The organism is Pseudomonas sp. FeS53a (assembly GCF_000931385.1).
Classification (GTDB): domain Bacteria; phylum Pseudomonadota; class Gammaproteobacteria; order Pseudomonadales; family Pseudomonadaceae; genus Metapseudomonas; species Metapseudomonas otitidis.
The window spans coordinates 104,843-128,719 of record NZ_JYFT01000045.1; the positions used below are offsets into that span (position 1 = coordinate 104,843).

A 23,877-nucleotide genomic window follows, 5' to 3' on the forward strand; every position below is an offset into this window, starting at 1 on the left:
TTGGGCATTCCCCCGGACTGAAGTCCGGGCTACCCAGCGCTTGAACCCGCAGTCGTTTACCGGCACCCGTAGCCTGGGCTTCAGCCCAGGAAGCGGAGGTTGGGGCATGCCCCGGACTGAAGTCCGGGCTACCCAGCGCTTGAACCCGCAGTCGTTTACTGGCACCCGTAGCCTGGGCTTCAGCCCAGGGAGCGAAGGTTGGGGCATTCCCCGAACTGAAGTCCGTGCGACCTGTCAGCCGTTACGCCGCACATGCAGTTGCCGTGGAACGGCGGTGACGCCGGGCTGGTAGTCCCCGGCGATGGCTTGCAGGGCCTGGGCCAGGACGGCATCGGCGATCAGTTCGTGCTGCTGGCGCATGGCGTTCACCGGCAGGGGGAGGAAGTCCAGCAACTGGGTGTCGCCGAAGGTGCCGACACGCAACGCCCGGGGCCAGGCGCCGCGTTCGCGCAGCACGTCCAGCACCCCGGCCAGCAGCACATAGGCGGTGGTCACCAGGGCGTCCGGCAGGTGGGCCTGTTCGTCCAGCAGGGACTCCATCATCTGGCGCCCGCATTCGCGGCTGAACTGCGCGCCCTGTATCACCCGCACCTCACCCGCGAACCCCTCCAGCGCCAGGCGGAAGCCCGCCTCCCGCTCGCGGCTGATGTTCAGCTCCGGGCGCGCGCCCAGCAGCGCCACCTGGCGCAGGCCGGGCGCCAGCAGGCTGTGGGTGAGCTGCTGGCTGGCCGGGCGGTCGTCGCTGACCACCGAGCCGAAGCGCGCCGGGTCCAGCACCCGGTCGACGCCGATCACCGGCAGCCCTTCGGCCAGCAGGTCGGCCAGGGTCGGGTCCTCGGGCGGCAGGCAACTGGCGACCACCAGCGCGTCGCAGCGGCGGGCGGCGAACAGCTCCAGCAACTGGCGCTCGCTGGCCGGGTCGTCGTCCGAGCTGGCGATCAGCACCTGGTAGCCCTGGGCACGCGCCCGCTGCTCCAGCAGCTTGGCCAGGCGCGCATAGCTGGGGTTCTCCAGGTCCGGGAGGATGAACCCGAGGGTGCGCGTCTGCCCCCGGCGCAAGCCGGCGGCCTGGGGGTCGGGGCGGAAGCCGTGGGCCTCCACCACCGCCTGCACCCGCGCCACCGTGGCGGGGGAGATGCGCTTCTGCTCGGCCTTGCCGTTGACCACGTAGCTGGCGGTGGTGAGGGAGACGCCGGCCAGGCGGGCGATGTCGCTGAGTTTCACGTTCGGGGTCCTCACTGGGGCGCGGCGGACGGATGCACATTTCGTCCGCCGGGCACTTCAAGCGGCGAAGGATATCGGTTACCGTGCCGCCCACGCTTAGTGAAACGATTCAGCAAGGCTCTTGTCCAGATGTTTCCACGTCCTGCCTGGCGTGGTCACGGACCGCACGCACCTGCCCGGCGTGACGGAAGGCAGCACCTAAGCTGATGCAGATGGCACAACGACAAGAGGGCCCCGAGGCCCGTTTGGAGGCACGCATGCTCGAACTGACCCCCGGACAGGTGTCCATGGGCCTGGCCGCGTCGGACAAGGCCGACGCCCTGCGCCAGGTGGCGCAGCGGCTGGTGGCGGACGGCCTGGCCGCCGACGGCTACCTGGCCGCGCTGGAGGCCCGCGAAGCGCAGGGCTCCACCTGCCTCGGCCAGGGCATCGCGATTCCCCACGGCACCCCCGAGACCCGCCACCTGGTGCACGCCACCGGCGTACGCCTGCTGCATTTCCCAGGCGGCGTGGAGTGGGGCGATGGCCAGCGCGTGTACCTGGCCATCGGCATCGCCGCCAAGTCCGACGAGCACCTGCGCCTGCTGCAACTGCTGACCCGCGCCCTCGGCGAAGGCGAGCTGGGCGAGGCCCTGCGCGCGGCCGAGAGCCCCGAGGCGATCCTCCAGCTGCTCCAGGGCGCCCCCCGTGACCTGGCGCTGGACGACCAGTTGATCGCCCTCGGCAGCGAGGCCGAAGACCTCGACGAACTGGCCCTGCAAGGCGCCCGCCTGCTGCGCCGCGCCGGGTGCGTCGACAAGGGCTTTGCGGCGGCCCTGCTGCAGCGCGAGCCGCTGCCCCTGGGCGACGGCCTCTGGTGGCTGGACACCGACCAGGCCGTGGAGCGGCCTGGCCTGGCCTTCGTCGCCCCGGCGGCGGCCCTGCAGTACCAGGGCCAGCCCCTGGCCGGCCTGTTCTGCCTGGCGAGCCTGGGAGATGCCCACCAGGCGCTGCTGGAGCGCCTGTGCAGCCTGCTGGTGGAGGGGCGCGGTGGCGAGATCGTGCACGCCGTCTCCAGCCGTGCACTGCTGGAAACCCTCGGCGGTGACTCCATCGCCGACTGGCCGAGCCTGCGTGTGCCCCTGGCCAACGCCCACGGCCTGCATGCCCGCCCCGCCAAGGAGCTGGCCCAGGCGGCCAAGGCCTTTGCCGGGGAAATCCGCATCCGTGTCGCCGACAGCGGCCAGCCCGCCGTCAGCGCCCGCAGCCTGAGCAAACTGCTGGCGCTGGGCGTGCGCCGGGGGCAGGTGCTGGAGCTGCTGGCCGAACCGGCGATCGCCGACGAGGCCCTGCCGGCCCTGCGCGACGCCATCCTGGCCGGCCTCGGCGAAACCGTGGAGCCGCTGGACGCAGCGCGACCCGAGGCACCCTCGGAAGCGCCCGAGGCGCCCGCTGCCGAGGCCGTTGCACCGCAGCCCGGCGAGGTGCTGGCGGCCGTGTCGGCGTCCCCCGGCATCGCCATCGGCCCGGCCCATGTCCGTGTGGCGCGGGCCTTCGACTACCCGGCCCGGGGCGAGTCCCCGGCGCAGGAGCGCCAGCGCCTGGAGCAGGCCCTGGCCCATGTGCGGGGCGAGATCGAGGCGCTGGTGGCGCGCAGCGAGGTCAAGGCCATCCGCGAGATCTTCGTCACCCATCTGGAAATGCTCGCCGACCCCTCCCTGGTGGAGGACGTGGACGCGCGCCTGGTCCGTGGCGAGAGTGCCGCCGCCGCCTGGAATGCGGTCATCGGCGAGGCGGCCCGGCAGCAGGAAGCCCTGCAGGATGCCTTGCTGGCCGAGCGTGCCGCCGACCTGCGCGACGTCGGCCGGCGCGTGCTGGCCCAGTTGTGCGGCGTGGAGGAGGTGCCCGAGCCCCGCGAGCCCTACGTGCTGGTGCTGGACGAAATGGCCCCCTCGGACGTGGCCCGCCTGGACCGCGAGCGGGTCGCCGGCATCCTCACCGCCCGGGGTGGCGCCACCTCCCACAGCGCCATCGTCGCGCGGGCGCTGGGCATCCCGGCGCTGGTGGGCGCGGGCGCGCGGGTCCTGGCCCTGGCGCCGGGCGCCATGCTGCTGCTGGACGGCGGGCGAGGGCGCCTGGTGGTGGAACCCGAGGCGGCGCTGCTGGAGCGTGCCCGCCAGGAGCGCAGCGAACGCGAGCGCCTGCTGCGCGAGGCCGAGGCCCACAAGCTGGAGCCGGCGGTGACCCGCGACGGCCATGCAGTGGAGGTCTGCGCCAACCTGGGCGACGCCCAGGGCGCGGCGGCGGCCGTGGCCCAGGGGGCCGAAGGCATCGGCCTGCTGCGCACCGAATTCATCTTCATGGCCCACGCCCAGGCTCCCGACCTGGCCACCCAGGAGGCCGACTACCGCCGCGTGTTCGACGCCCTGGACGGGCGCCCGCTGGTGGCGCGGACCCTCGACGTGGGCGGCGACAAGCCCTTGCCCTACTGGCCCATCCCCACCGAGGAGAACCCCTTCCTCGGCCTGCGCGGCGTGCGCCTGACCCTGCAGCGCCCGCAGGTGATGCGCACCCAGCTGCGCGCGCTGCTGCAGGCCGCCGAGGGCCGACCGCTGCGCATCATGTTCCCCATGGTCGGCAGCGTCGGCGAGTGGCGCCAGGCGCGGGACATGGCCCGTGAGCTGCTGGACGAGCTGCCCCATGCCGACGTGCAGCTGGGGATCATGGTGGAAGTGCCGTCCGCCGCCTTGCTGGCACCGGTACTGGCCCGCGAGGTGGACTTCTTCAGCATCGGCACCAACGACCTGACCCAGTACGCCCTGGCCATCGACCGTGGCCACCCGACCCTGTCCGCCCAGGCCGACGGCCTGCACCCGGCGGTGCTGCAGCTGATCGACATGACCGTGCGCGCCGCCCATGCCCACGGCAAGTGGGTCGGCGTGTGTGGCGAACTGGCCTCCGACCCGCTGGCGGTGCCGCTGCTGGTGGGGCTGGGGGTGGACGAGCTGAGCGTGTCCGCGCGAAGCATTGCGGAAATCAAGGCGCGCATCCGCGCCATGAGCCAGGCGGCCGCCCAGGAACTGGCCGCCGTGGCCCTGCAGGCCGAGAGCGCCGAAGCCGTGCGCGAACTGGCGGAGCGATTCTGATGGCACGCATCCTCACCCTGACCCTCAACCCCGCGCTGGACCTCACCCTGCGCCTGCGCCAGCTGGTACCGGGCGCAGTGAACCGGGGCGATGCCCTGGTGGCCCACGCCGCCGGCAAGGGCCTCAACGTGGCCCAGGTGCTGGCCGACCTCGGCCACAGCCTGTCGGTGGCCGGCTTCCTCGGTGCCGACAATGCCCAGCCGTTCGAGGCGCTGTTCGCCCGGCGCGGCTTCCACGATGCCTTCGTCCGCGTCGACGGGGAGACCCGCAGCAACCTCAAGCTGGCCGAGGACGACGGCCGCATCACCGACATCAACGGCCCCGGCCCCGAGGTCGACGCGGCCGCCAGGGCCGCGCTGCTGGAGCGGCTGGACAGACTGGTGCCTGGCCACGACCTGGTGGTGGTTGCCGGCAGCCTGCCCCGGGGCGTGGACCCGGACTGGCTGCGGACGCTGCTGCAGCGCCTGCGCGGGCTGGGTGTCCGGGTGGCGCTGGACACCAGCGGCGCGGCACTGCGGGCCGGGCTCGACTGCGCGCCCTGGCTGGTGAAGCCGAACGAGGAGGAACTGGCGGACGCCTGCGGCCACCCCCTGGATGACGCCGCCGCCCAGGCCCTGGAGGCCCAGCGCCTGCACGCGATGGGCATCGAGCACCTGGTGCTGTCCCTGGGCGCCGACGGGGTGCGCTGGTTCAACCCGGGCGGGGTGCTGGCAGCCCGTCCGCCCAGGGTGCAGGTGGCGAGCACCGTCGGCGCCGGGGATTCTCTGCTGGCCGGCATGCTGCACGGCCTGCTCAGCGGCTGGTCGCCGCAGCAGACCCTGCGCCACGCCACCGCCATTGCCGCCCAGGCCGTCACCCAGATCGGTTTCGGCATTCACGACCGGGCCCAGCTGGCCGCGCTGGAAGGCGCCGTCACCCTGGTCGATGCCCCCGCACAGCACGAGGTCTCCCGATGAAACTCGCCCTAGTCACGGCGTGCCCCAACGGGGCCGTCACCAGCCTGATCAGCGCCCGCCTGCTGGACGCCGCCGCCCGCCGCCTGGGCTGGAGCACCTGCGTGGAGATGCCCGGCGGGGCGCCGCTGTCCGCCACCGACCTGGCCGCGGCCGACTGGGTGCTGGTGGTGGCCACCGGCGAGGTGGACCTGTCGCGCTTCAGCGGCAAGCGGGTGTTCCTCTCCAGCCCGGTGGAGGCGCTGCAGGCGCCCGAGCACTTCCTGCGCCGCGCCGAGGCCCGTGCGGCCCTGCGCGAGCCCTCCGAGGTCGGCGCCCGCGTCCAGCGCCCGCGCCTGGTGGCGGTGACCGCCTGCCCGACCGGGGTGGCGCACACTTTCATGGCTGCCGAGGCCCTCAAGCAGGCCGCCCAGCGCCTGGGCTACGACCTGCTGGTGGAAACCCAGGGGTCGGTGGGCGCCCGTGATCCGCTGCCGGCGGACGCCATCGCCCGTGCCGACGTGGTGCTGCTGGCCACCGACATCGAGGTGGACCTGGCGCGCTTCGCCGGCAAGCGGGTCTACCGCTGCGGCACTGGCGTGGCCCTCAAGCAGGCCGAGGCGACCCTGGAGCGCGCCCTGGCCGAAGCCCGCGAGCTGCAGACGGAGGCCTCCTCCGGCCCTGCACCGCGTGCGGCGGAGAAGGGCGGCGAGGCCAAGGGTCTGTACAAGCACCTGCTCACCGGCGTGTCCTTCATGCTGCCAATGGTGGTGGCGGGGGGCCTGCTGATCGCCCTGTCCTTCGTCTTCGGCATCGAGGCGTTCAAGGAGCAGGGCACCCTGGCCGCTGCGCTGATGCAGATCGGCGGCGACACCGCTTTCAAGCTGATGGTGCCGCTGCTGGCCGGCTACATCGCCTATTCCATCGCCGACCGGCCGGGCCTGGCGCCGGGGATGATCGGCGGGCTGCTGGCCGGCACCCTGGGGGCGGGCTTCATCGGCGGCATCGTCGCCGGCTTCATCGCCGGCTACTGCGCCCGCGCCATCAACCGCTGGCTGCACCTGCCGCAGAGCCTGGAGGCGCTGAAGCCGATCCTGATCATCCCGCTGCTGGCGAGCCTGGTGACCGGTCTGGTGATGATCTACGTGGTGGGCACGCCGGTGGCCGGCATGCTCGCCGCGCTGACCCGCTTCCTCGACGGCATGGGCGCCACCAACGCCATCCTCCTCGGTGTGCTGCTGGGCGGGATGATGTGCGTGGACCTGGGCGGGCCGATCAACAAGGCCGCCTACGCCTTCTCCGTGGGCCTGCTGGCCTCCCAGAGCTACGCACCGATGGCCGCCACCATGGCTGCCGGCATGGTGCCGCCCATCGGCCTGGGCCTGGCCTGCCTGCTGGCGCGGCGCAAGTTCGCCCAGAGCGAGCGGGAGGCGGGCAAGGCGGCGCTGGTGCTGGGGCTGTGCTTCATCTCCGAGGGGGCGATTCCCTTCGCGGCCAAGGACCCGCTGCGGGTCATCCCGGCCAGCATCGCCGGCGGTGCGCTCACCGGGGCGCTGTCCATGTACTTCGGCTGCAAGCTGATGGCGCCCCACGGCGGGCTGTTCGTGCTGCTCATCCCCAACGCCATCAACCACGTGCTGCCGTACCTGCTGGCCATCGTCGCCGGCAGCCTGCTCACCGCCGTGCTCTACGCGCTGCTCAAGCCCGCCGCCGCGCCGGACCTGGTGCTGGAGAAGGCGGGCGCCTGAGCCCGTCGCCCGCGCCGCTCAACCGGCACGGGCGCGGATCCCGGCCAGCTCCACCTCGTCGGCCTGCAGCGCGTCGGGCAGGGTCTCGCGCAGGTAGGTCACCCAGGTCTTGATCTTCGCGTCCAGGTACTGGCGCGAGGGGTAGAGCGCGTAGATGTTCAGGCACTGCAGGCGGTAGTGGGGCAGCACCGGCACCAGGGAACCGTCGCGCAGCCCGTCCATGGCCGAGTACAGCGGCAGGACGCCGATGCCCATGCCGGAGCGGATGGCCTCGGTCATGGCATCACCCACGTTCACCTGGAAGCTGGGGTTGCCGAGGGTGATCATCTGTTCGCCGTCGGGGCCGACGAAGTGCCAGCGGTCGAAGGGCATCACCGGGCTGATCAGCAGCAGGCACTCGTGCTGGGCCAGGTCCGCCGGGGTGCGCGGGGCGCCACGCTCGGCGATGTAGCCGGGGGAGGCGCAGAGGATGCTGTAGGTGGCGCCGATGCGCTGGGACACCAGCCCCGAGTCGGGCAGCTCGGTGGCGACCACGATGGCCACGTCCAGCCCTTCGTCCAGCAGGTCCGGCACCCGGTTGGCCAGGGTCAGGTCGAAGCTCACGTCGGGGTATTGCTGGCGGTAGCCGGCCATGGCGCGGATCACGTAGTGCTGGCCGATGCCGGTCATGGAGTGCACCCGCAGCCGCCCGGCCGGGCGCGCATGGGCGTCGCCGGCCTCCGCTTCGGCTTCTTCCACGTAGGCGAGGATCTGCTGGCAGCGCAGCAGGTAGCGCTGGCCGGCCTCGGTCAGGGCGATGCGCCGGGTGGTGCGGTTGAGCAGGCGCGCCTTCAGGTGGCCTTCCAGGTGGGCCACGGCGCGGGAGATGTTGGCGGTGGTGGTGCCCAGCTGCTGGGCGGCGGCGGTGAAGCTGCCGGTGTCGGCGACGCAGCTGAAGGCGCGCATGGTCTGCAGGGTGTCCATGGGGCGGCTCGGGGTGAGGGCTGGGGGCGCCATTATCACGCGGCCGGGCCGGCGGATTGTTACTGATCCGGTAATAGTCATTCACCGAATGCCCCGCTTATGCCGGTGCGGGCCGATCCCTAGAATCTGCTCCACCGGGCACCCGTCGGTGCCCGCTCTCCGCTCCAATCCAGCCACACCATCCCAGGACACCCCACCGTGCCGCGTCGTCTCGCCAGAGGACTGAGGTCCGCCAGCGCCGTTGTCATTTTTTCAACAATGGCCGGTTGCCTTTCCACCCAGGGCATCGCCCCCTCCGAACAACGCCTGGCCCCCGACCACCTGCAGCTGGATGCCGCCATCGCCCAGGCCGGGCAGGATGCCGGCTGGCCCCGGCAGCGCTGGTGGCAGGCCTTCGGCGACCCGCAGCTGGACGCCTGGATCGACCAGGCCCTGGCCGGCAGCCCGAGCCTGGCCGAGGCCCGCGCGCGGGTGCGCATGGCCGCCTCCCTGGCCGGTGCCGCCGAGGCGGTGGAGTCGCCCCAGGTCGACGCCAAGGCGTCCCTCAGCCGCCACCGCTGGCCCACGGACTATTTCTACGGCCCCGGCGAGCTGGCCCGCACCACCACCTGGAACAACGATGCCGCCCTGGGGCTGAGCTACGCCTTCGACTTCTGGGGGCGCGAGTCCAGCATCGCCGAGCACTACCAGGACCTCGCCCGCATGAGCGCCGCCCAGGCGCGCATGGCCCAGCTGGAGCTGGAGGGCAACGTGGTGCGCGCCTACGTGCAGCTGTCCCTGCAGTACGCCGAGCGGGACATCGCCCAGGCGCTGCTGGACCAGCAGCAGGCCATTCTCGACCTGGCCCGGCGGCGCCTGGCCGGGGGCCTCGGTACCCAGTTCGAGGTGAGCCAGGCCGAGGTGCCGCTGCCGGAGACCCGCCGCCGCCTGGAAGCGGTGGAGGAGGCCATCGCCCTCAGCCGCAACCAGCTGGCCGCCCTGGCCGGCAAGGGGCCCGGTGCGGCGGCCGCACTGCGCCGCCCGAGCCTGTCCCTGGCGGCCCAGCCGGGCCTGCCGGCGCGCCTGCCGGTGGAGCTGCTGGGGCACCGCCCGGACCTGGTGGCCAGCCGCTGGCAGGTGGCTGCCGAAGCCCGTGGGGTGGACGCGGCGGAGGCCGACTTCTACCCCAACGTCGACCTGGTGGCGAGCGTCGGCTACAACGCCGTGGGCGGCGGCATGCTGGAGTTCCTCCGGGGGCAGAAATTCAACTACGGCATCGGCCCGGCGCTGTCCTTGCCGATCTTCGACGGTGGCCGGCGCCGGGCCCTGCTGGGCGAAGCCTCGGCGTCCTACGACGCGGCCGTGGCGCGCTACAACGGCACCCTGGTGCAGGCCCTGCGGGACGTGTCCGACCAACTGATCCGCGTGCGCAGTCTGGCCCGCCAGCAGCAGCTGGCCGATGACTCGGTGGCCGCCGCGCAGCACACCTACGAACTGGCCACCCAGGCCTACCAGGGCGGGCTGACCGACTACCTCAACGTGCTCAACGCCCAGACCCGCCTGTTCCAGCAGCAGGAGGTGGCGCAGCAGGTCCACGCCGGTCGCCTGGCGGCCCACGCCGGCCTGGTGATCGCCCTCGGTGGCGGCCTGGGCGAGCCGGACCAGGCGCCGGATGACGCCCACCTGCTGCCCGAGCGGGTGCCGCTGCGCACCCCGGAGGCACGCTGATGGCCGCCTCCCACGGCGGCCTGCGCCTGCCGGATGCCGAGGCCTGGCGCCGGGCCTTCTTCGAGTGGGCGCGCAGCGACGGCGTCACCTGGGTCTACATCGGCAAGGTGCTGCTGGCGGCGCTGGTCACCCTGTGGCTGGCGATGCGCCTGGAGCTGCCGCAGCCGAGCACGGCGACCATCACGGTGTTCATCGTCATGCAGCCGCAGAGCGGCCAGGTGTTGGCGAAGGGCTTCTACCGCATCCTCGGCAGCCTGGTGGGGCTGACGGTGATGGTGGCGTTGATCGCGCTGTTCGCCCAGGAGCGGGTGCTGTTCCTGCTGGTGTCCTCGCTGTGGATCGGCCTGTGCACCGTGGGCGCGACCCGCTACCGCGACTTCCGCTCCTACGCCTGCGTGCTGGCCGGCTACACCGCCACCCTCATCGGCCTGCCCGCCACCACCCACCCGGAGGCGGCGTTCATGCAGGCGCTGTGGCGCATCCTGGAAATCGCCCTGGGCATCGGCTGCGCCAGCCTGGTGAGTGCGCTGATCCTCCCGCAGACCTCCAGCGCGGCCATGCGCAACGCCCTCTACCAGCGCTTCGGCGCCTTCGCCGCGTTCGTCCTGGAGCACCTAGACGGCGGCGACCGCCAGCGTTTCGAGGCGTCCAACGTGGCCTTCGCCAGCCAGGCGGTGGGGCTGGAGGCGCTGCGCAGCGCCACCGGCTTCGAGGACCCGCACATGCGCTTGCGCAGCGGCCGGCTGTCACGCCTGAACAGCGAGTTCATGGCGCTGACCACCCGCTACCACGCCCTGCACCAGCTGCTCGCACGGCTGCGGGCCCAGGGCGACGGCACGGTGCTGCAGGCCCTGGAGCCGTGCCTGGCCGGCGTGCGCGAGGTGCTCGGGCCCTGGCGCGAACGCCCGCTCACCGACCAGGACGCCCTGGCCCTGGCCGAGCGCCTGGAAGACCGCCGCCAGCAGCTCAAGCAGCGCATCCGCGACGCCCGCGCCCGGCTGCTCGCCGCCGGTGCCGACGAGGCCCAGCGGCTGGACTTCGACACCGCCGCCGAACTGCTCTACCGCTTCGCCGATGAGCTGCAGGGCTACACCCGCACCCATGCGTCCCTGGCGTCCCACCGCCACGAGCGGGAGAACTGGAAGCCGTCCTTCGCCGCCAAGGCCAGCTCCCTGGCGGCGCTGGTGGCCGGGGCGCGCACCGCGCTGATGGTGCTGGTGTTCGGCCTGTTCTGGATCGAGACCGCCTGGCCCAGCGGCAGCAGCTTCGTGCTCAACGCCGCTGCCGTGGCGGCACTGGTCTCGGCGGCGCCCAACCCGGCGCGGATGGCGATGCAGATGGCCATGGGCACGGTGCTTGCGGCCATCCTCGGCTTCACCGTGACCTTCTTCGTGCTGCCGCACCTGGACGGCTTCCCGCTGCTGGCCCTGGCGGTGGCGCCGGTGTTCGCCTTCGGCGCCTTCCTTTCGGTGCGCCCACAGTGGGCGGGCTACGGCCTGGGGCTGCTGGTGTTCTTCAGCTTCGGCGCGATCCCGGCCAACCTCACGGTCTACGACCCGGGGCGCATGCTCAACGAGTACCTGGCGCTGATCCTCGCCCAGGCCCTGGCGGCGGTGGTCACGGCAGTGATCCTGCCGCCCACCAGTGCCTGGCTCTGGCGGCGCCTGGAGCGCGACCTGCGCCAGCGCGTGGTGCTGGCCACCAGCGAGCGCGGCGAGCTGCTGCCGGCGGCGTTCGACAGCGGCACGCGGGACCTGCTCAACCAGGCCTACGGCGTCGCCAGCGGGCGGCCCGAGGTGCAGCGCGGCCTGCTGCGCTGGACCTTCCAGGTGCTGGAGGTGGGCCACGCGGTGCTGGAGCTGCGCCGCGAGCAGGCGTTGCTGCCGGCAGCGCCGTGCTACGCCGAGGACCAGCCCTGGCGCCAGGCCGTGCGGGCCATGGGCCGGGCCCTGGCGCGGCTGTTCATGAAACCGGGGCTGGGCAACCTGGAGCGGGCCCGGCTGGCGGTGGAACAGGCCATCGACGCCGTGCGCGCCACCGAGGAGCCCGGCGGCGCCGACTTCGAGCAGTCCCGACTGCGCCGCGTGCTCAGCTACCTGCACTTCATCCGTACCTCCCTGCTGGACCCGCAGTCGCCCCTGCGCGGGTCCGCCCCTGCCGGAGCGCCTGCCCATGCTGCCTGACAGCCTGCCCCGCGAGATCGCCTTCCACGGCGTCTACATGCCGACCCTGACCTTGCTGTTCATCGCCACCGCGCTGGCCTGCTGGGCCCTGGACCGGGTGCTGGCCGCCGCCGGCCTGTACCGCTTTGCCTGGCACCCGGTGCTGTTCCGGGTGAGCCTGTTCGCCTGCCTGTTCGGCGGGCTTTCGTTGTTCGTCTACCGTTGATCGAGCCCACCATGACCCTCAAATCCGTCTTCAGCCTGCTGGCGACCCTTCTCGTCCTGCTCCTGGCCGTGTTCATCGGCCGCACCCTCTGGGTGAACTACATGGACAGCCCCTGGACCCGCGACGGCCGCGTGCGCGCCGACATCATCAACGTCGCGGCGGATGTGTCCGGCGTGGTGGTGGAGGTGCCGGTGGCCGACAACCAGCGGGTGAAGAAGGGCGACCTGCTGATGCGCATCGACCCCGAGCACTACCGCCTGGCGGTGAAGCAGGCCGAAGCCCAGGTGAACGCCCGCAAGGCGGTGCTGGACATGCGCCGGCTCAGCGCCCACCGCCGCGCGGCGATGGACGAACAGGTGGTCTCCCGCGAGAGCCTGGACGATGCCAGCAACACCGCGCTGGCCGCCGAGGCGGACTACCAGCAGGCCCAGGCCAACCTGGAGGCGGCCCGGCTGAACCTGGCCCGTACCGACGTGCGCGCGCCGGTGGACGGCTACGTGACCAACCTGACCGTGCACGCCGGCGACTACGCGCGCATCGGCGAGGCCAAGCTGGCGGTGGTGGACGAGGCGTCCTACTGGGTCTACGGCTACTTCGAGGAGACCAAGCTGCCGCACATCGCCGTGGGCGACCCGGCGGAGCTGCAGCTGATGAGCGGCGAGCGTCTGGAAGGCCACGTGCAGAGTATCGCCCGCGCCATCTACGACCGCGACAACCCCCAGAGCCGCGAGCTGGTGGCCGACGTGAACCCCACCTTCAACTGGGTGCGCCTGGCCCAGCGGGTGCCGGTGCGCATCCACATCGACAAGGTGCCCGAGGGCGTGCTCCTGGCCGCCGGCATCACCGCCACGGTGATCGTGCACCCGGCCAATGGCGCAAACCCGTAGGGGCGAATTCATCCGCCCAGCGACGCGGAGCGTGATCGGCCGTAGCCCGGGCTTCAGCCCGGGAAGAGGTGAGCCGATGCTTCAATTGGGCATTTCACCGGAGATGCCGGCGTGGCCCTGGGCTGAAGCCCAGGCTACGGGTGCTTCCGGGGGATCGTGTGCCCGGCGAATGGGGCAAACCTGCAGGGGCGAATTCATCCGCCCAGCGACGTGGGCGTGGCGGGCCGTAGCCCGGGCTTCAGCCCGGGAAGGGCGGGAGCCGGTGCGTCACTTGGGCATTTCACCGGGAATGCCGGCGTGGCCCTGGGCTGAAGCCCAGGCTACGGGTGCTTCCGGGGGATCGTGTGCCCGGCGAATGGGGCAAACCTGTAGGGGCGAATTCATTCGCCCAGTGACGCGGGCGTGGCGGGCCGTAGCCCGGGCTTCAGCCCGGGGAGGGCGGGAGCCGGAGCATCACTTGGGCATTCACCGGGAGTGCTGGCGTGGCCCTGGGCTGAAGCCCAGGCTACGGGTGCTACCGGGTGATCGTGCGCCCGGCGAATGGGGCAAGCCTGCAGGGGCGAATTCATTCGCCTAGAGGCGTTGGCGTGGCGGGCCGTAGCCCGGGCTTCAGCCCGGGACGAAGTGAGCCGATGCTTCAATTGGGCATTTCACCGGGGATGCCGGCGTGGCCCTGGGCTGAAGCCCAGGCTACGGGTGCTTCCGGGGGATCGTGTGCCCGGCGAATGGGGCAAACCTGTAGGGGCGAATTCATTCGCCCGGAGGCGTGTGCGTGATCGGCCGTAGCCCGGGCTTCAGCCCGGGGAAAGGTGGTCGAGCCGGCGCTTCACTCGTCCTCGTCTTCCACCAGCAGTTCCCTGGGCACTTCGCTGCGCAGCATCAGCTGGCATTGCTGGCTGTCGGGGTCGAAGAGGATGACCGCCTGCTTCTTCTCCAGGGCCTTGCGCACGCGGGCGACGCGGGTGTCGAGCGGGGTCTCGTCGCCGTTGTCGGTGCCGTCGCGGGTGACGAAGTCCTCGATCAGCCGGGTCAGGGTCTCGGGTTCCAGCAGGTGGTGGGGGATGAGCATGGGTGGGCCTCGTGGAGCGGGGGCGCGATCGTAGCACCTGTGGCCGTTCAGCTCTCGTCTTCCACGCGCTGGCGCGCCAGGTGGCGGTCCAGGGTGGTGTAGAGCTGATGGGCGTCGAGGGGCTTGCCGAGGAAGTCGTCCATGCCGGCGGCGGCACCGGCTTCGCGGTGTTCGTCGAAGATGTGCGCGGTGAGGGCGACGATGGGCACCGGGGCCAGGTGGCGGTTGCGCTCCAGCACGCGGATGCGGCGGGTGGCCTCGAAGCCGTCCATCTCCGGCATTTCGCAGTCCATCAGGATCAGCGAGATGCCCTGCGGGTCGCGCTCGTACTCGGCCACGGCGGCCACGCCGTTGGCCACGGTGCGCACCCGGTAGCCCTGGCGCTTGAGGAAGCCCTGGACCACCAGCTGGTTCACCGGGTTGTCCTCGGCCACCATCACGCAGGGCGCGCGGTCCGCCTCGGGGTGCTGCGGTGCCGGTGCGGGCGCCGGCGTGGCCGGTTGTTCGTGGTACAGGTCGAGCAGGGCCTGGCGCAGCGGCAGCACCGCCAGCGGCTGGGCCATGGCCAGCAGGTGCAGGCCCTCGCTGGGGGGCAGGTTCTGGCACTGTTCGGGCGGGCACAGCAGCAGCACGCGCTGGCCCTTGGCGAGGCTGGGTCGCAGGCTGTCGAGCCAATGGGTGACGCTGCCTGGCCAGGGGGCCATGAGCACCAGCAGCGGCGGCACGGCGAAGTCTTCCAGGTAGTCCCGCAGGCGCTCCGGGTCCTGGCAGCGCTCGGTGCGCATGCCCCAGCGGCCCAGCAGGCGGCCGAGGGTGTCGAGGCCGAGGCCGTCGAGGGAGGTGAGCAGGGCGGTGCGGCCGTTCAGCAGGGCCGGCAGCTCGTCGGTTTCCTCCACGGCCTGCAGGGGCAGGTCGAAGGAGAACCGGGTGCCCTGGCCGGGGGTGCTCTGCACTTCGATGCGGCCGCCCATCATCTCCACCAGCTCCTTGCTGATGGCCAGGCCCAGGCCGCTGCCGCCGTAGCGGCGGGTGGTGCTGGAGTCGCCCTGGGCGAAGGAGTCGAACAGCTGGGAAAGGGATTCGGTGCGGATGCCGATGCCGCTGTCGCTGATGGCGAACACCAGGCGCGGTTCGCCCAGGCTGTTGTTGCGGCGGCTGACGTTGAGGGCGACGTGGCCTTCGGCGGTGAACTTGAGGGCGTTGCTCAGCAGGTTCATGAGGATCTGCTTGAGCCGCGTGGGGTCGCCCTGGACGCGCCGGGGTACGCCGTTCTCCAGGCTGACGTAGAGGCGCAGGCGCTTGTCCAGGGCCTGGGCGGTGAACAGGCTGAGGGCGTCGGAGACCAGTTGCTCCAGGTCGAACTCGATGTGCTCCAGGGTCAGCTTGCCGGACTCGATGCGGGCGTAGTCGAGGATGTCGTTGATCACGGCCATGAGCGCGGTCCCCGAGCTGGAGATGGTGTCGACGTAGAAGCGCTGGGTGCGGTCCAGCGAGGTTTCCTTCAGCAGGTGCAGCATGCCCAGCACGCCGTTGAGCGGGGTGCGGATCTCGTGGCTCATCTTGGCCAGGAAGCGGCTCTTGGCACGGCTCTCGACATGGGCCTGCTCGGCGGCCTGGCGCGAGCGGTAGCCTTCTTCCTTGAGGGTGTTGATGCGGTCGGCGAGGCCGATGGAGAGGGTGATCAGCTCGATGGTGACGCCGATCTTCACCGCCGTGGCGCCGAAGATGCCCAGCACCTCCACGCCCAGGGAACCGGTGGTGGCCTGGATGAAGGCGAACAGCATGATCCCCCAGGCCAGGGTGTAGTAGGAGCCGTAGCGCACGCCGCGCCGCCAGACATAGACGCCTGTCGCCAGCAGCAGCAGGGACACCGCCGAGACAGTGAGGCTGGCGAGGATGTTCCAGGCCGCCAGGCCCACCAGCGGGGCGGAGGCGAAGGCCAGCAGGGTGAGTAGCATGGCGCCGCGCAGGCAGTTGTCCAGGCGCGGGAAGTAGGCGCGGGCGTGGAGGAAGTGGCGGCTGAACTGCACGGCCGTGAGGCAGTGCAGGTACATGAGGATGTAGATACTCACCGATTGCAGCGCGACGTGTTCGGGCAGCAGCTTGAACAGCATGCCGTCGAAGCAGGCGGCGAGCAGGCCGACGTTGAGGTTGTAGGCCAGGTACCAGAGGTAGGCGGACTCGCGCAGCGAGAGGTAGAGGAACAGGTTGTAGAAGAACATGGCGAACAGCACGCCGTAGAAGGCGCCGTTGAACCCCATGAAGTTCTCCTGGGCGGCGGCGCTGGCGCCGTAGGTGCTGAAGAACAGCGGCAGGAACAGCGTGCTGGTGCTCTCCACCCGCAGCAGCACGGTGCTGACCCCCGGCTGTACCTCCAGGGGGAACCAGAAGTTGCGCACCTGCACCGGGCGCTGGGCGAAGGCGAAGCTGTCGCCGGTTTCCTGCTCGCTGACGCGGCCGTCGGGGCCGTAGGCGTAGAGGCGGATGTGGTCCAGCAGCGGGTAGTTGACTTCCAGGTAGCCGGCCACCGGGTGGGGGCGGCTATTGACCAGGCGGACCTTGAACCACCACACCGAGGCGTTCTTGCCCAGGTTGGCGTGCTCGCCGTGGACGGGGGTGAAGGCCTCGTCGGGCAGCTGGCGCACCCGCTCGGCGCCGAGGCTGCCGTCGGGGTCCTCGACATAGGCGGCGAAGGGGCTCAGGGACAGGCGTAGTTCATCACGGTCGAGGGGGGCGCCCTGCAGCGCCCAGACCGGTCCGATGACGCACAGGAGCAGAAGCGCCAGACAGAGGCGAGGCATCCGTTGACCTCGTAGTTGTTATCGCCTGTGGCCTGGCACTTTGCCCGTATGCGCGATGGCCTTCAAGCGTCGTTTTCGCCCTTGCCGAGGAGGCTGCCGACCGTCGGTACGCGGGTGTCGTTCTCCATCTGCGCGCTGTGCTCCAGCTGGTGGCTGAACGGCTCCAGGGAGTGCTGGGCGGTGTTGGCGTCACTGGCGAACACCGGCGGGCTCATGAGGTAGGCGCCGAGCAGGCGGGCCATGGCCTCCAGGCTGTCGATGTGGGTGCGCTCGTAGCCGTGGGTGGCGTCGCAGCCGAAGGCCAGGAGGGCGGCGCGGGTGTCGTGGCCGGCGGCGATCGCCGACTGGGCGTCGCTGTGGTAGTAGCGGAACAGGTCGCGACGAACTGCCACGGCGTTCTGCTCGGCCAGCTTCAGCAGGTGCCGGGAGAGGTGGTAGTCGTAGGGGCCGGAGGAGTCCTGCATGGCGACGCTGACGGCGTGTTCGCTGGAGTGCTGGCCGGGCGCGACGGGGGCGATGTCGATGCCGACGAATTCGCTGACGTCCCAGGGCAGGGCACCGGCGGACCCGGAGCCGATCTCCTCGGTGATGGTGAACAGCGGGTGGCAGTCGATGGGCGGCACCAGCCGCGCCTCGCGGATACCCTTGAGGGCGGTGAGCAGGGCGGCGACGCCGGCCTTGTCGTCCAGGTGGCGGGCGCTGATGTGGCCGCTCTCGGTGAACTCCGGCAGTGGGTCGAAGGCGACGAAATCACCAATGGACACGCCCAGGGACTCGCAGTCGGCGCGGGTCGAGCTGTAGGCGTCCAGACGCAGTTCCACGTGGTCCCAGCTGATGGGCATGCTGTCCACCTCGGTGTTGAAGGCGTGGCCGGAGGCCAGCAGCGGCAGCACGCTGCCGCGGATCACCCCGGTTTCGGTGAACACGCTGACCCGGCTGCCCTCGGCGAAGCGGCTGGACCAGCAGCCCACCGGGGCGAGGGCCAGGCGGCCGTTGTCCTTCACCTGGCGGACGATGGCGCCGATGGTGTCCAGGTGCGCGGCCACGGCGCGGTCGGGGCTGTTCTGGCGGCCGGCGAGGGTGGCGCGGATGGTGCCCCGGCGGGTCAGTTCGAAGGGGATGCCCAGCTCATCCAGGCGTTCGGCGACGTAGCGCACGATGGTGTCGGTGAAGCCGGTGGGGCTGGGGATGGCGAGCATTTCCAGCAGCACCTTCTGCAGGTAGGCGAGGTCGGGATCGGGAAGGGTCTGGCTCATGGTGGCTCCTCTGTGGGGCATGCGGGCCGGAGCGCCGGTGGGGGCCGGCGCCCGGCACGATCAGGGGGTGCCCGGTTGGCGGCTGAGCGGGAACAGCAGGTCGACGAAGCGTTCGGCAGTGGGTTGCGGCTGGTGGTTGGCCAGGCCGGCCCGTTCGTTGGCTTCGATGAAGACGTAGTCGGGCTGGTCGGCGGCGGGCACCAGCAGGTCCAGCCCCACCACGGGGATGTCCAGCGCGCGGGCGGCGCGCAGGGCGGCATCGGCCAGGGTCGGGTGGAGCACGCCGGTGACGTCCTCCAGGGTGCCGCCGGTGTGCAGGTTGGCGGTGCGGCGCACGGCCAGGCGCTGGCCGGCGGGCAGCACGTCGTCGTAGCCGTGCCCGGCGTCGCGCAGGGTGCGCTCGGTCTCCGCGTCCAGCGGGATGCGGCTCTCGCCGCCGGTGGCGGCCTGGCGTCGGCGGCTCTGGGCCTGGATCAGGGCGCGGATGCTGCGCTGGCCGTCGCCGACCACTTCGGCCGGACGGCGCAGGGCGGCGGCCACCACTTCGAAGCCGATCACCACGATGCGCAGGTCCATCCCCTGGTGGCAGCTTTCCAGCAGCACGCGGCTGTCGTAGCGACGCGCTTCGGCGATGGCGGCTTCGACGTCCTCGATGCGGCGCAGGCCGACGGCGACGCCCTGGCCCTGTTCGCCATCCACCGGCTTGACCACCAGGGTGCCGTGCTCGGCGAGGAACGCGGCGTTCTCCTCGCGGCTGCCGGCCAGGCGCTGGGCGGGGAGGTTGAGGCCGGCGCGGGCGAGGGCGCGGTGGGTGAGGGTCTTGTCCTGGCAGAGCGTCATGCTCACGGCGCTGGTCAGGTCCGACAGCGACTCGCGGCAACGCACGCTGCGGCCACCCTGGCTGAGGGTGAAGAGGCCGGCGGCGGCATCGTCCACGCGCACTTCGATCCCACGCCGGTGGGCCTCGTCGACGATGATGCGGGCGTAGGGGTTGAGGGTCTGCTCCGGGCCGGGGCCGAGGAACAGCGGCTGGTTGATGCCGTTCTTGCGCTTGATGGCGAAGGTGGGCAGGTCACGGAAGCCGAGCTTGGCATAGAGCGCCTTGGCCTGGCGGTTGTCGTGCAGCACCGAGAGATCCAGGTAGGCCAGGCCCCGGCTCATGAAGTGCTCCACCAGGTGCCGCACCAGCGCTTCGCCCACGCCGGGGCGGGTGCATTGTGGGCCCACGGCCAGGCACCAGAGGCTGGAGCCGCCTTCCGGGTCGTGGAAGGCCTTGCGGTGGTTGAGGCCCATCACGCTGCCCACCACCTGGCCGCTGGCGGAGKCCTCCGCCAGCCAGTAGACCGGACCGCCCAGGTGGCGCGGGGTGATGGCGGCCGGGTCCACGGGCAGCATGCCGCGGCTGCGGTAGAGCTGGTTGATGGCTTGCCAATCCTCGTCGCTGTGGGCCCGGCGGATGCGGAAGCCACGGAAGGCGCGGCGCGCCGGGCGGTAGTCGGTGAACCACAGGCGCAGGGTGTCGGAGGGGTCGAGGAACAGCTGCTGTGGTGCCTGGGCCAGCACCTGCTGGGGCGCGGCGACGTAGAGGGCGATGTCGCGCTCGCCGGGGCTTTCGGCCAGCAGCTCCCGGGCCAGGCTGGCCGGGTCGGCATAGGTGTGGCCGAGCAGCAGGCGGCCCCAGCCGCAGTGCAGCATCTGCACCGGGTCTTCCGGGGGCGTCTGGTGTTCTTCCGCCAGGCGTGCCTGCAGGCGCTCGTAGGAGGGGGCCTGGCCGCGCATCAGGCGCTGGCTGTGCAGGTAGGGCTGGCCGGTGTGGGCTTTCATGTCGTTCAGATTCCCTGTTCGTTGAGCCAGAGGTTGAGGGCCGCCAGCTGCCACAGGCGCGAGCCGCGCAGCGGGGTGAGGTCCTCCTCGGGGTGGGCCAGCAGCCGTTCCAGGCTGGCGCGGTTGAACAGCCCGCGGTCGTTGCCGCCTTCCAGCAGCAGTTCGCGCACCCAGTCGCGGGTGCGGCCCTGCAGGTGCTTGAGGCCGGGCACCGGGAAGTAGCCCTTGGGCCGGTCGATCACGGCGTGGGGGATGACCTGGCGGGCCACCTCCTTGAGCACCTGCTTGCCGCCGTCGCCCAGCTTGAAGCGCGACGGGATGCGCGCCGACAGCTCGGCCACGCGGTAGTCGAGGAACGGCACGCGGGCTTCCAGGCCCCAGGCCATGGTCATGTTGTCGACCCGCTTCACCGGGTCGTCCACCAGCATCACGGTGCTGTCCAGGCGCAGGGCCTTGTCCACCGGGTCGTCGGCGCCGGGGCGGGCGAAGTGTTCGCGGACGAACTCGCCGGCCAGGTCGCCGGTCTGCCAGGCGGGCATCACCGTGTCGCGGTACTCGGCGTGGCTGCGGTCGAAGAAGGCGTTGCGGTAGGTGGCGAACGGGTCGCGGCTGTCCACCAGCGGCGGGTACCAGTGGTAGCCGCCGAACAGTTCATCCGCGCCCTGGCCGCTCTGCACCACCTTGCAGTGCCGGGACACCTCGCGGGAGAGCAGGTAGAAGGCGATGCAGTCGTGGCTGACCATCGGCTCGCTCATGGCGCGGAAGGCGGCCGGCAATTGCTCGATGATCTCGTGCTCGCCGATGCGCAACTGGTGGTGGCGGGTGCCGTAGTGGCGGGCGATGAGGTCGGAGTACTCGAACTCGTCACCGCGCTCGCCCCCGGCGTCCTGGAAGCCGATGGAGAAGGTCAGCAGGTCCTTCACGCCGGCTTCGGCCAGCAGGCCCACCAGCAGGCTGGAATCCACCCCGCCGGAGAGCAGCACGCCGACGTCGCGGGCGGCGCGCTGGCGGATGGACACGGCCTCGCGCAGGCTCGCCAGCAGGCGGTCGCGCCAATCGGTCAGTTCCAGCCCGGCCTCGTCGGCTTCGTGGTCGTAGGCGAGGCTCCACCAGGTGGCCTGGTCGCGGTTGCCCTGGGCGTCGACCATCAGCCAGGTGGCGGGCGGCAGCTTCTCGATGCCCTTGACCAGGGTGCGCGGCGCCGGCACCACGGCGTGGAAGCTGAGGTAGTGGTTCAGCGCCTCGGGATCGAGGCTGCCGTCGATGTCGCCGCCCTTGAGCAGGGCCGGGAGGCTGGAGGCGAAGCGCAGGCGCTCGCCGGTGCAGGACAGGTACAGCGGCTTGATGCCGAGGCGGTCGCGGGCGAGGAACAGGCGCTGGCTGCCGTGCTCCCAGATCGCCAGGGCGAACATGCCGTTGAGGCGCGGCAGCATGTCCTTGCCCCAGGCATGCCAGGCCTTGGCCAGCACCTCGGTGTCGCCGCTGGAGCGGAAGTGGTAGCCCAGTGCCTGCAGCTCTTCGCGCAGTTCGGGGAAGTTGTAGATCGCGCCGTTGAAGCTGATGGCCAGCCCCAGGTCAGGCTCGACCATGGGTTGGGCGGAGCCATCGGACAGGTCCATGATCTTCAGCCGACGGTGGCCGAGGGCGACCGGTCCCTGGCTGTGGAAGCCCCAGGCATCCGGCCCGCGCGGGGCCATGTGGTGGGTGATGCGTTCGACCGCAGCCAGGTCGGCGGGTCGGTTATCGAAACGTAGTTCTCCAGAAATGCCGCACATAGTTCCTTACCGGTGTGTCCGTTGGGGAGGGTGCACCGCGAGGGTGCATAGAGGTCCGACAGGGGTATGTGCGATCGGTTCAGATCGATTGGTTATAAACGGGCAGGCACGAACCCTCGCGCCGATGGCCGGGGCGGCGCATCGGGGCGAAGGCGGAACGGGACGGGCGGGAAAGCGGGGGCGTCACTGCCCCCTGATCAACCGGCGCAGCAGGAAGCGGTTGGGGTGGCAGGCTTCAGCGACGTCGCGGGGGAGCGGCAGGGGTTCGTCGTCGAGCCAGGCGGCCAGTAGCTCGCCGGCCAGGGGGGCGGTGATCAGGCCGCGGGAGCYGTGGCCGCTGTTGAGGTAGAGCCCGTCGAGCCAGGGGGCGGGGGTGTCCGGCACCTGGCGGGCGTCGCGGGCGAGGACGGCGTAGGCCTCGGCGAAGGCGTCGGCGTCGCACAGCGGGCCCACCAGGGGCAGGTAGTCCGGCGTGGTGCAGCGGAAGGCGGCGCGGCCCTGGAGCTGCTCCGGGTTCAACTGGTCGGCGTGCAGGCGGGTGCCGAGGTCGGTGGAGATTTCCCGCAGCAGGTCGAGGTTGCCGGCGTGTTCGGCGGCGGTGGGGGCCAGGTCCTGGCTGTGGAAGTCGAAGCTGGCGCCGAGGGTGTGCTCGCCGTGGCGCACCGGGGCGACATAGCCCTCGGCACAGACCACCGTGGCCAGTGCGGCGCTGGTGGGGGTGGCGGGCAGGCGGGTGATCTGCCCGCGGATGCGCTTGAGCGGCATGCCGGTGGTCTGCGGGAAGCGCAGCACCTCGGCAGCGCCGGCCAGCACCACCACGGGCGCCTCGGCCAGCACGGCGTCGCCAGCGCGGGCCTGCCAGGTGCCGTCCTGGCGCACCAGCTCCAGGGCTTCCCGGTGCAGGGCGTGTTCGATGCCCGGCTGGGCGGCGAGCCAGCGGCACAGGGCTGGCGGGTGGACCCAGCCGGCCTCGGGGTAGAACAGGCCGCCAGCGGGGAGGGCGATGCCGGCCAGGGCTTGTGCCTCGGCCTGGTCCAGCGCGCGCAGCAGGCCGCTGGGGAAGGACCGGGCGAGGGCGGCTTGGCGTTCGCGCTCCTTGTCTTCGAAGGCCAACTGCAGCACGCCGCAGGCTTGCCAGTCCTCATTGGCCTGCAGGTGTTCCAGCAGGCGCCGGGTGTGTCCGAAGCCGCTGACGATGAGCCGCGACAGCGCGGTGCCGTGGGCCGACAGCTTGAGGTAGAGCACCCCTTGCGGGTTGCCGGAGGCTTCTTCGGCCAGGCCGGCGTGGCGCTCCAGCAGGGTGACCTGCCAGCCGCGCGCGGCCAGGCTGGCCGCACTGGCGCAGCCGGCCAGCCCGCCGCCGATCACCAGCGCCCGGCGCGGCCCCTGGTGGGCCGGCGGGCGGGCGTACCAGGGGCGTTCGGTAGCGACCGGTGCGGCGTTGTAGCGGCCCTGGGTCATGTGCCACTTCTTGCCGAAGCCGGGGGTGCGCTTGATGTCGAAGCCCACCGCCTGGAGGCCGCGACGGACGAAGCCGGCGCTGGTGAAGGTGGCCAGGGTGGCGCCGGGTGCGCTGAGGCGGGCGAGCTGGGTGAACAGCTCGGGCGACCACATCTGCGGGTTCTTGGCTGGTGCGAAGCCGTCGAGGAACCAGGCGTCGATGCGCGCGTCCAGCTGCGGCAGGCAATCCAGGGCGTCGCCCACCAGCAGGGTCAGCACCACGCGGCCGCCGTCCAGCAGCAGGCGCTGGAAGCCGGGGTTGATGGCGCGGTACTGCTGCAGCAGTTCATCGCCGAGGGGGGTGAGGGACGGCCACAGTGCCAGGGCGCGGGCCAGGTCGGCATGGGCGAGGGGGAATTTCTCCACGCTGACGAAGTGCAGGCGGGCGCTGGCCGGGGCCTGCTCGCGGAACAACTGCCAGGCGCAGAGGAAGTTCAGGCCGGTGCCGAAGCCGGTCTCGCCGATGACCAGGCGACCGCCTTCGGGCAGCGCGGCGAAGCGCTCCGGCAGCTGGTTGCCGTCGAGGAAGACATGGCGGGTCTCGGCCATGCCGGATTCGGGGGAGAAGTAGACGTCGCCGAACTCGCGGGACAGTGGCTGACCCTGCTCGTCCCAGTCGAGCAGGGCGTGATGGAAGTCGGACATGGGGCGCCCCGGTTGTAACGAAGCGCGCATGGT

General features: G+C 71.5%; 15 protein-coding genes. 7 read left to right on the plus strand and 8 right to left on the minus strand.

Translation table 11 applies throughout. The annotated features are described in order from the left end of the window. Positions 1-234 precede the first annotated feature (234 nt). Positions 235-1,224, minus strand: coding sequence for a catabolite repressor/activator (gene cra / locus SZ55_RS13270; protein WP_044406541.1), 990 nt, complete (start codon positions 1,222-1,224; stop codon positions 235-237). Between the two features lie 257 nt (positions 1,225-1,481). Here cra and ptsP point away from each other — a divergent pair, with 257 nt between their 5' ends. The 3 genes from ptsP to SZ55_RS13285 are packed head-to-tail and all read left to right on the plus strand — an operon-like array spanning position 1,482 to position 7,029. Then, positions 1,482-4,349, plus strand: coding sequence for a phosphoenolpyruvate--protein phosphotransferase (gene ptsP, locus SZ55_RS13275; RefSeq protein WP_044406544.1), 2,868 nt, complete (start codon positions 1,482-1,484; stop codon positions 4,347-4,349). After that, on the plus strand, positions 4,349-5,305 hold the full coding sequence (gene pfkB / locus SZ55_RS13280) for a 1-phosphofructokinase (protein ID WP_044406547.1): 957 nt from the start codon (positions 4,349-4,351) through the stop codon (positions 5,303-5,305). The genes ptsP and pfkB overlap by 1 nt, the downstream gene beginning before the upstream one ends. Next, positions 5,302-7,029: a fructose-specific PTS transporter subunit EIIC gene (locus tag SZ55_RS13285; RefSeq protein ID WP_044406550.1), complete on the plus strand. Its 1,728-nt coding sequence runs from the start codon at positions 5,302-5,304 to the stop codon at positions 7,027-7,029. Before pfkB ends, SZ55_RS13285 begins: the two co-directional genes overlap by 4 nt. Before the next feature lie 18 nt (positions 7,030-7,047). On the opposite strand, the gene SZ55_RS13290 is transcribed toward SZ55_RS13285, so the two are convergent. Continuing rightward, complete coding sequence (locus SZ55_RS13290; RefSeq protein ID WP_044406553.1) at positions 7,048-7,992, minus strand: LysR family transcriptional regulator; 945 nt, start codon at positions 7,990-7,992, stop codon at positions 7,048-7,050. A gap of 258 nt (positions 7,993-8,250) precedes the next feature. Between SZ55_RS13290 and SZ55_RS13295 the strand changes: the two genes are divergently transcribed. The 4 genes from SZ55_RS13295 to SZ55_RS13310 are packed head-to-tail and all read left to right on the plus strand — an operon-like array spanning position 8,251 to position 12,974. After that, positions 8,251-9,699 (plus strand): efflux transporter outer membrane subunit, encoded by a 1,449-nt coding sequence (locus tag SZ55_RS13295; RefSeq protein WP_044406555.1) that lies wholly within the window; start codon positions 8,251-8,253, stop codon positions 9,697-9,699. Continuing rightward, positions 9,699-11,882 (plus strand): FUSC family protein, encoded by a 2,184-nt coding sequence (locus tag SZ55_RS13300; protein WP_044406558.1) that lies wholly within the window; start codon positions 9,699-9,701, stop codon positions 11,880-11,882. The genes SZ55_RS13295 and SZ55_RS13300 overlap by 1 nt, the downstream gene beginning before the upstream one ends. Before the next feature lie 4 nt (positions 11,883-11,886). Continuing rightward, positions 11,887-12,087: a DUF1656 domain-containing protein gene (locus SZ55_RS13305; protein ID WP_044406645.1), complete on the plus strand. Its 201-nt coding sequence runs from the start codon at positions 11,887-11,889 to the stop codon at positions 12,085-12,087. Between the two features lie 11 nt (positions 12,088-12,098). Then, the gene (locus SZ55_RS13310) at positions 12,099-12,974 is read left to right on the plus strand and encodes an efflux RND transporter periplasmic adaptor subunit (RefSeq protein ID WP_044406561.1); all 876 of its coding nucleotides are present in this window, start codon (positions 12,099-12,101) and stop codon (positions 12,972-12,974) included. A gap of 826 nt (positions 12,975-13,800) precedes the next feature. Here the strand turns inward: SZ55_RS13310 and SZ55_RS13315 are convergent. The 6 genes from SZ55_RS13315 to mnmC form a co-directional block, all read right to left on the minus strand. Further along, on the minus strand, positions 13,801-14,043 hold the full coding sequence (locus SZ55_RS13315) for a YheU family protein (RefSeq protein ID WP_044406564.1): 243 nt from the start codon (positions 14,041-14,043) through the stop codon (positions 13,801-13,803). 47 nt (positions 14,044-14,090) lie between these two features. After that, on the minus strand, positions 14,091-16,844 hold the full coding sequence (locus SZ55_RS13320; RefSeq protein ID WP_044406567.1) for a hybrid sensor histidine kinase/response regulator: 2,754 nt from the start codon (positions 16,842-16,844) through the stop codon (positions 14,091-14,093). Between the two features lie 62 nt (positions 16,845-16,906). Further along, a complete protein-coding gene (locus SZ55_RS13325; protein WP_044406570.1) occupies positions 16,907-18,100 on the minus strand; it encodes an osmoprotectant NAGGN system M42 family peptidase in 1,194 nt (397 codons plus the stop codon). Between the two features lie 60 nt (positions 18,101-18,160). Then, positions 18,161-19,924 (minus strand): N-acetylglutaminylglutamine synthetase, encoded by a 1,764-nt coding sequence (ngg, locus tag SZ55_RS13330; RefSeq protein ID WP_044406573.1) that lies wholly within the window; start codon positions 19,922-19,924, stop codon positions 18,161-18,163. Between the two features lie 5 nt (positions 19,925-19,929). Next, positions 19,930-21,699: an N-acetylglutaminylglutamine amidotransferase gene (locus SZ55_RS13335; protein ID WP_044406576.1), complete on the minus strand. Its 1,770-nt coding sequence runs from the start codon at positions 21,697-21,699 to the stop codon at positions 19,930-19,932. Between the two features lie 183 nt (positions 21,700-21,882). After that, positions 21,883-23,844 (minus strand): bifunctional tRNA (5-methylaminomethyl-2-thiouridine)(34)-methyltransferase MnmD/FAD-dependent 5-carboxymethylaminomethyl-2-thiouridine(34) oxidoreductase MnmC, encoded by a 1,962-nt coding sequence (gene mnmC / locus SZ55_RS13340; RefSeq protein ID WP_044406579.1) that lies wholly within the window; start codon positions 23,842-23,844, stop codon positions 21,883-21,885. Between the last annotated feature and the right edge of the window lie 33 nt (positions 23,845-23,877).

Coding starts and splice junctions, on each gene's coding strand:
- SZ55_RS13295 (WP_044406555.1), top strand. CDS start 8,251: ATGGCCGGTTGCCTTTCCACCCAGGGCATCGCCCCCTCCGAACAACGC.
- SZ55_RS13320 (WP_044406567.1), bottom strand. CDS start 16,844: ATGCCTCGCCTCTGTCTGGCGCTTCTGCTCCTGTGCGTCATCGGACCG.
- SZ55_RS13310 (WP_044406561.1), top strand. CDS start 12,099: ATGACCCTCAAATCCGTCTTCAGCCTGCTGGCGACCCTTCTCGTCCTG.
- pfkB (WP_044406547.1), top strand. CDS start 4,349: ATGGCACGCATCCTCACCCTGACCCTCAACCCCGCGCTGGACCTCACC.
- SZ55_RS13335 (WP_044406576.1), bottom strand. CDS start 21,699: ATGTGCGGCATTTCTGGAGAACTACGTTTCGATAACCGACCCGCCGAC.
- SZ55_RS13300 (WP_044406558.1), top strand. CDS start 9,699: ATGGCCGCCTCCCACGGCGGCCTGCGCCTGCCGGATGCCGAGGCCTGG.
- SZ55_RS13285 (WP_044406550.1), top strand. CDS start 5,302: ATGAAACTCGCCCTAGTCACGGCGTGCCCCAACGGGGCCGTCACCAGC.
- SZ55_RS13315 (WP_044406564.1), bottom strand. CDS start 14,043: ATGCTCATCCCCCACCACCTGCTGGAACCCGAGACCCTGACCCGGCTG.
- SZ55_RS13325 (WP_044406570.1), bottom strand. CDS start 18,100: ATGAGCCAGACCCTTCCCGATCCCGACCTCGCCTACCTGCAGAAGGTG.
- ptsP (WP_044406544.1), top strand. CDS start 1,482: ATGCTCGAACTGACCCCCGGACAGGTGTCCATGGGCCTGGCCGCGTCG.
- SZ55_RS13290 (WP_044406553.1), bottom strand. CDS start 7,992: ATGGACACCCTGCAGACCATGCGCGCCTTCAGCTGCGTCGCCGACACC.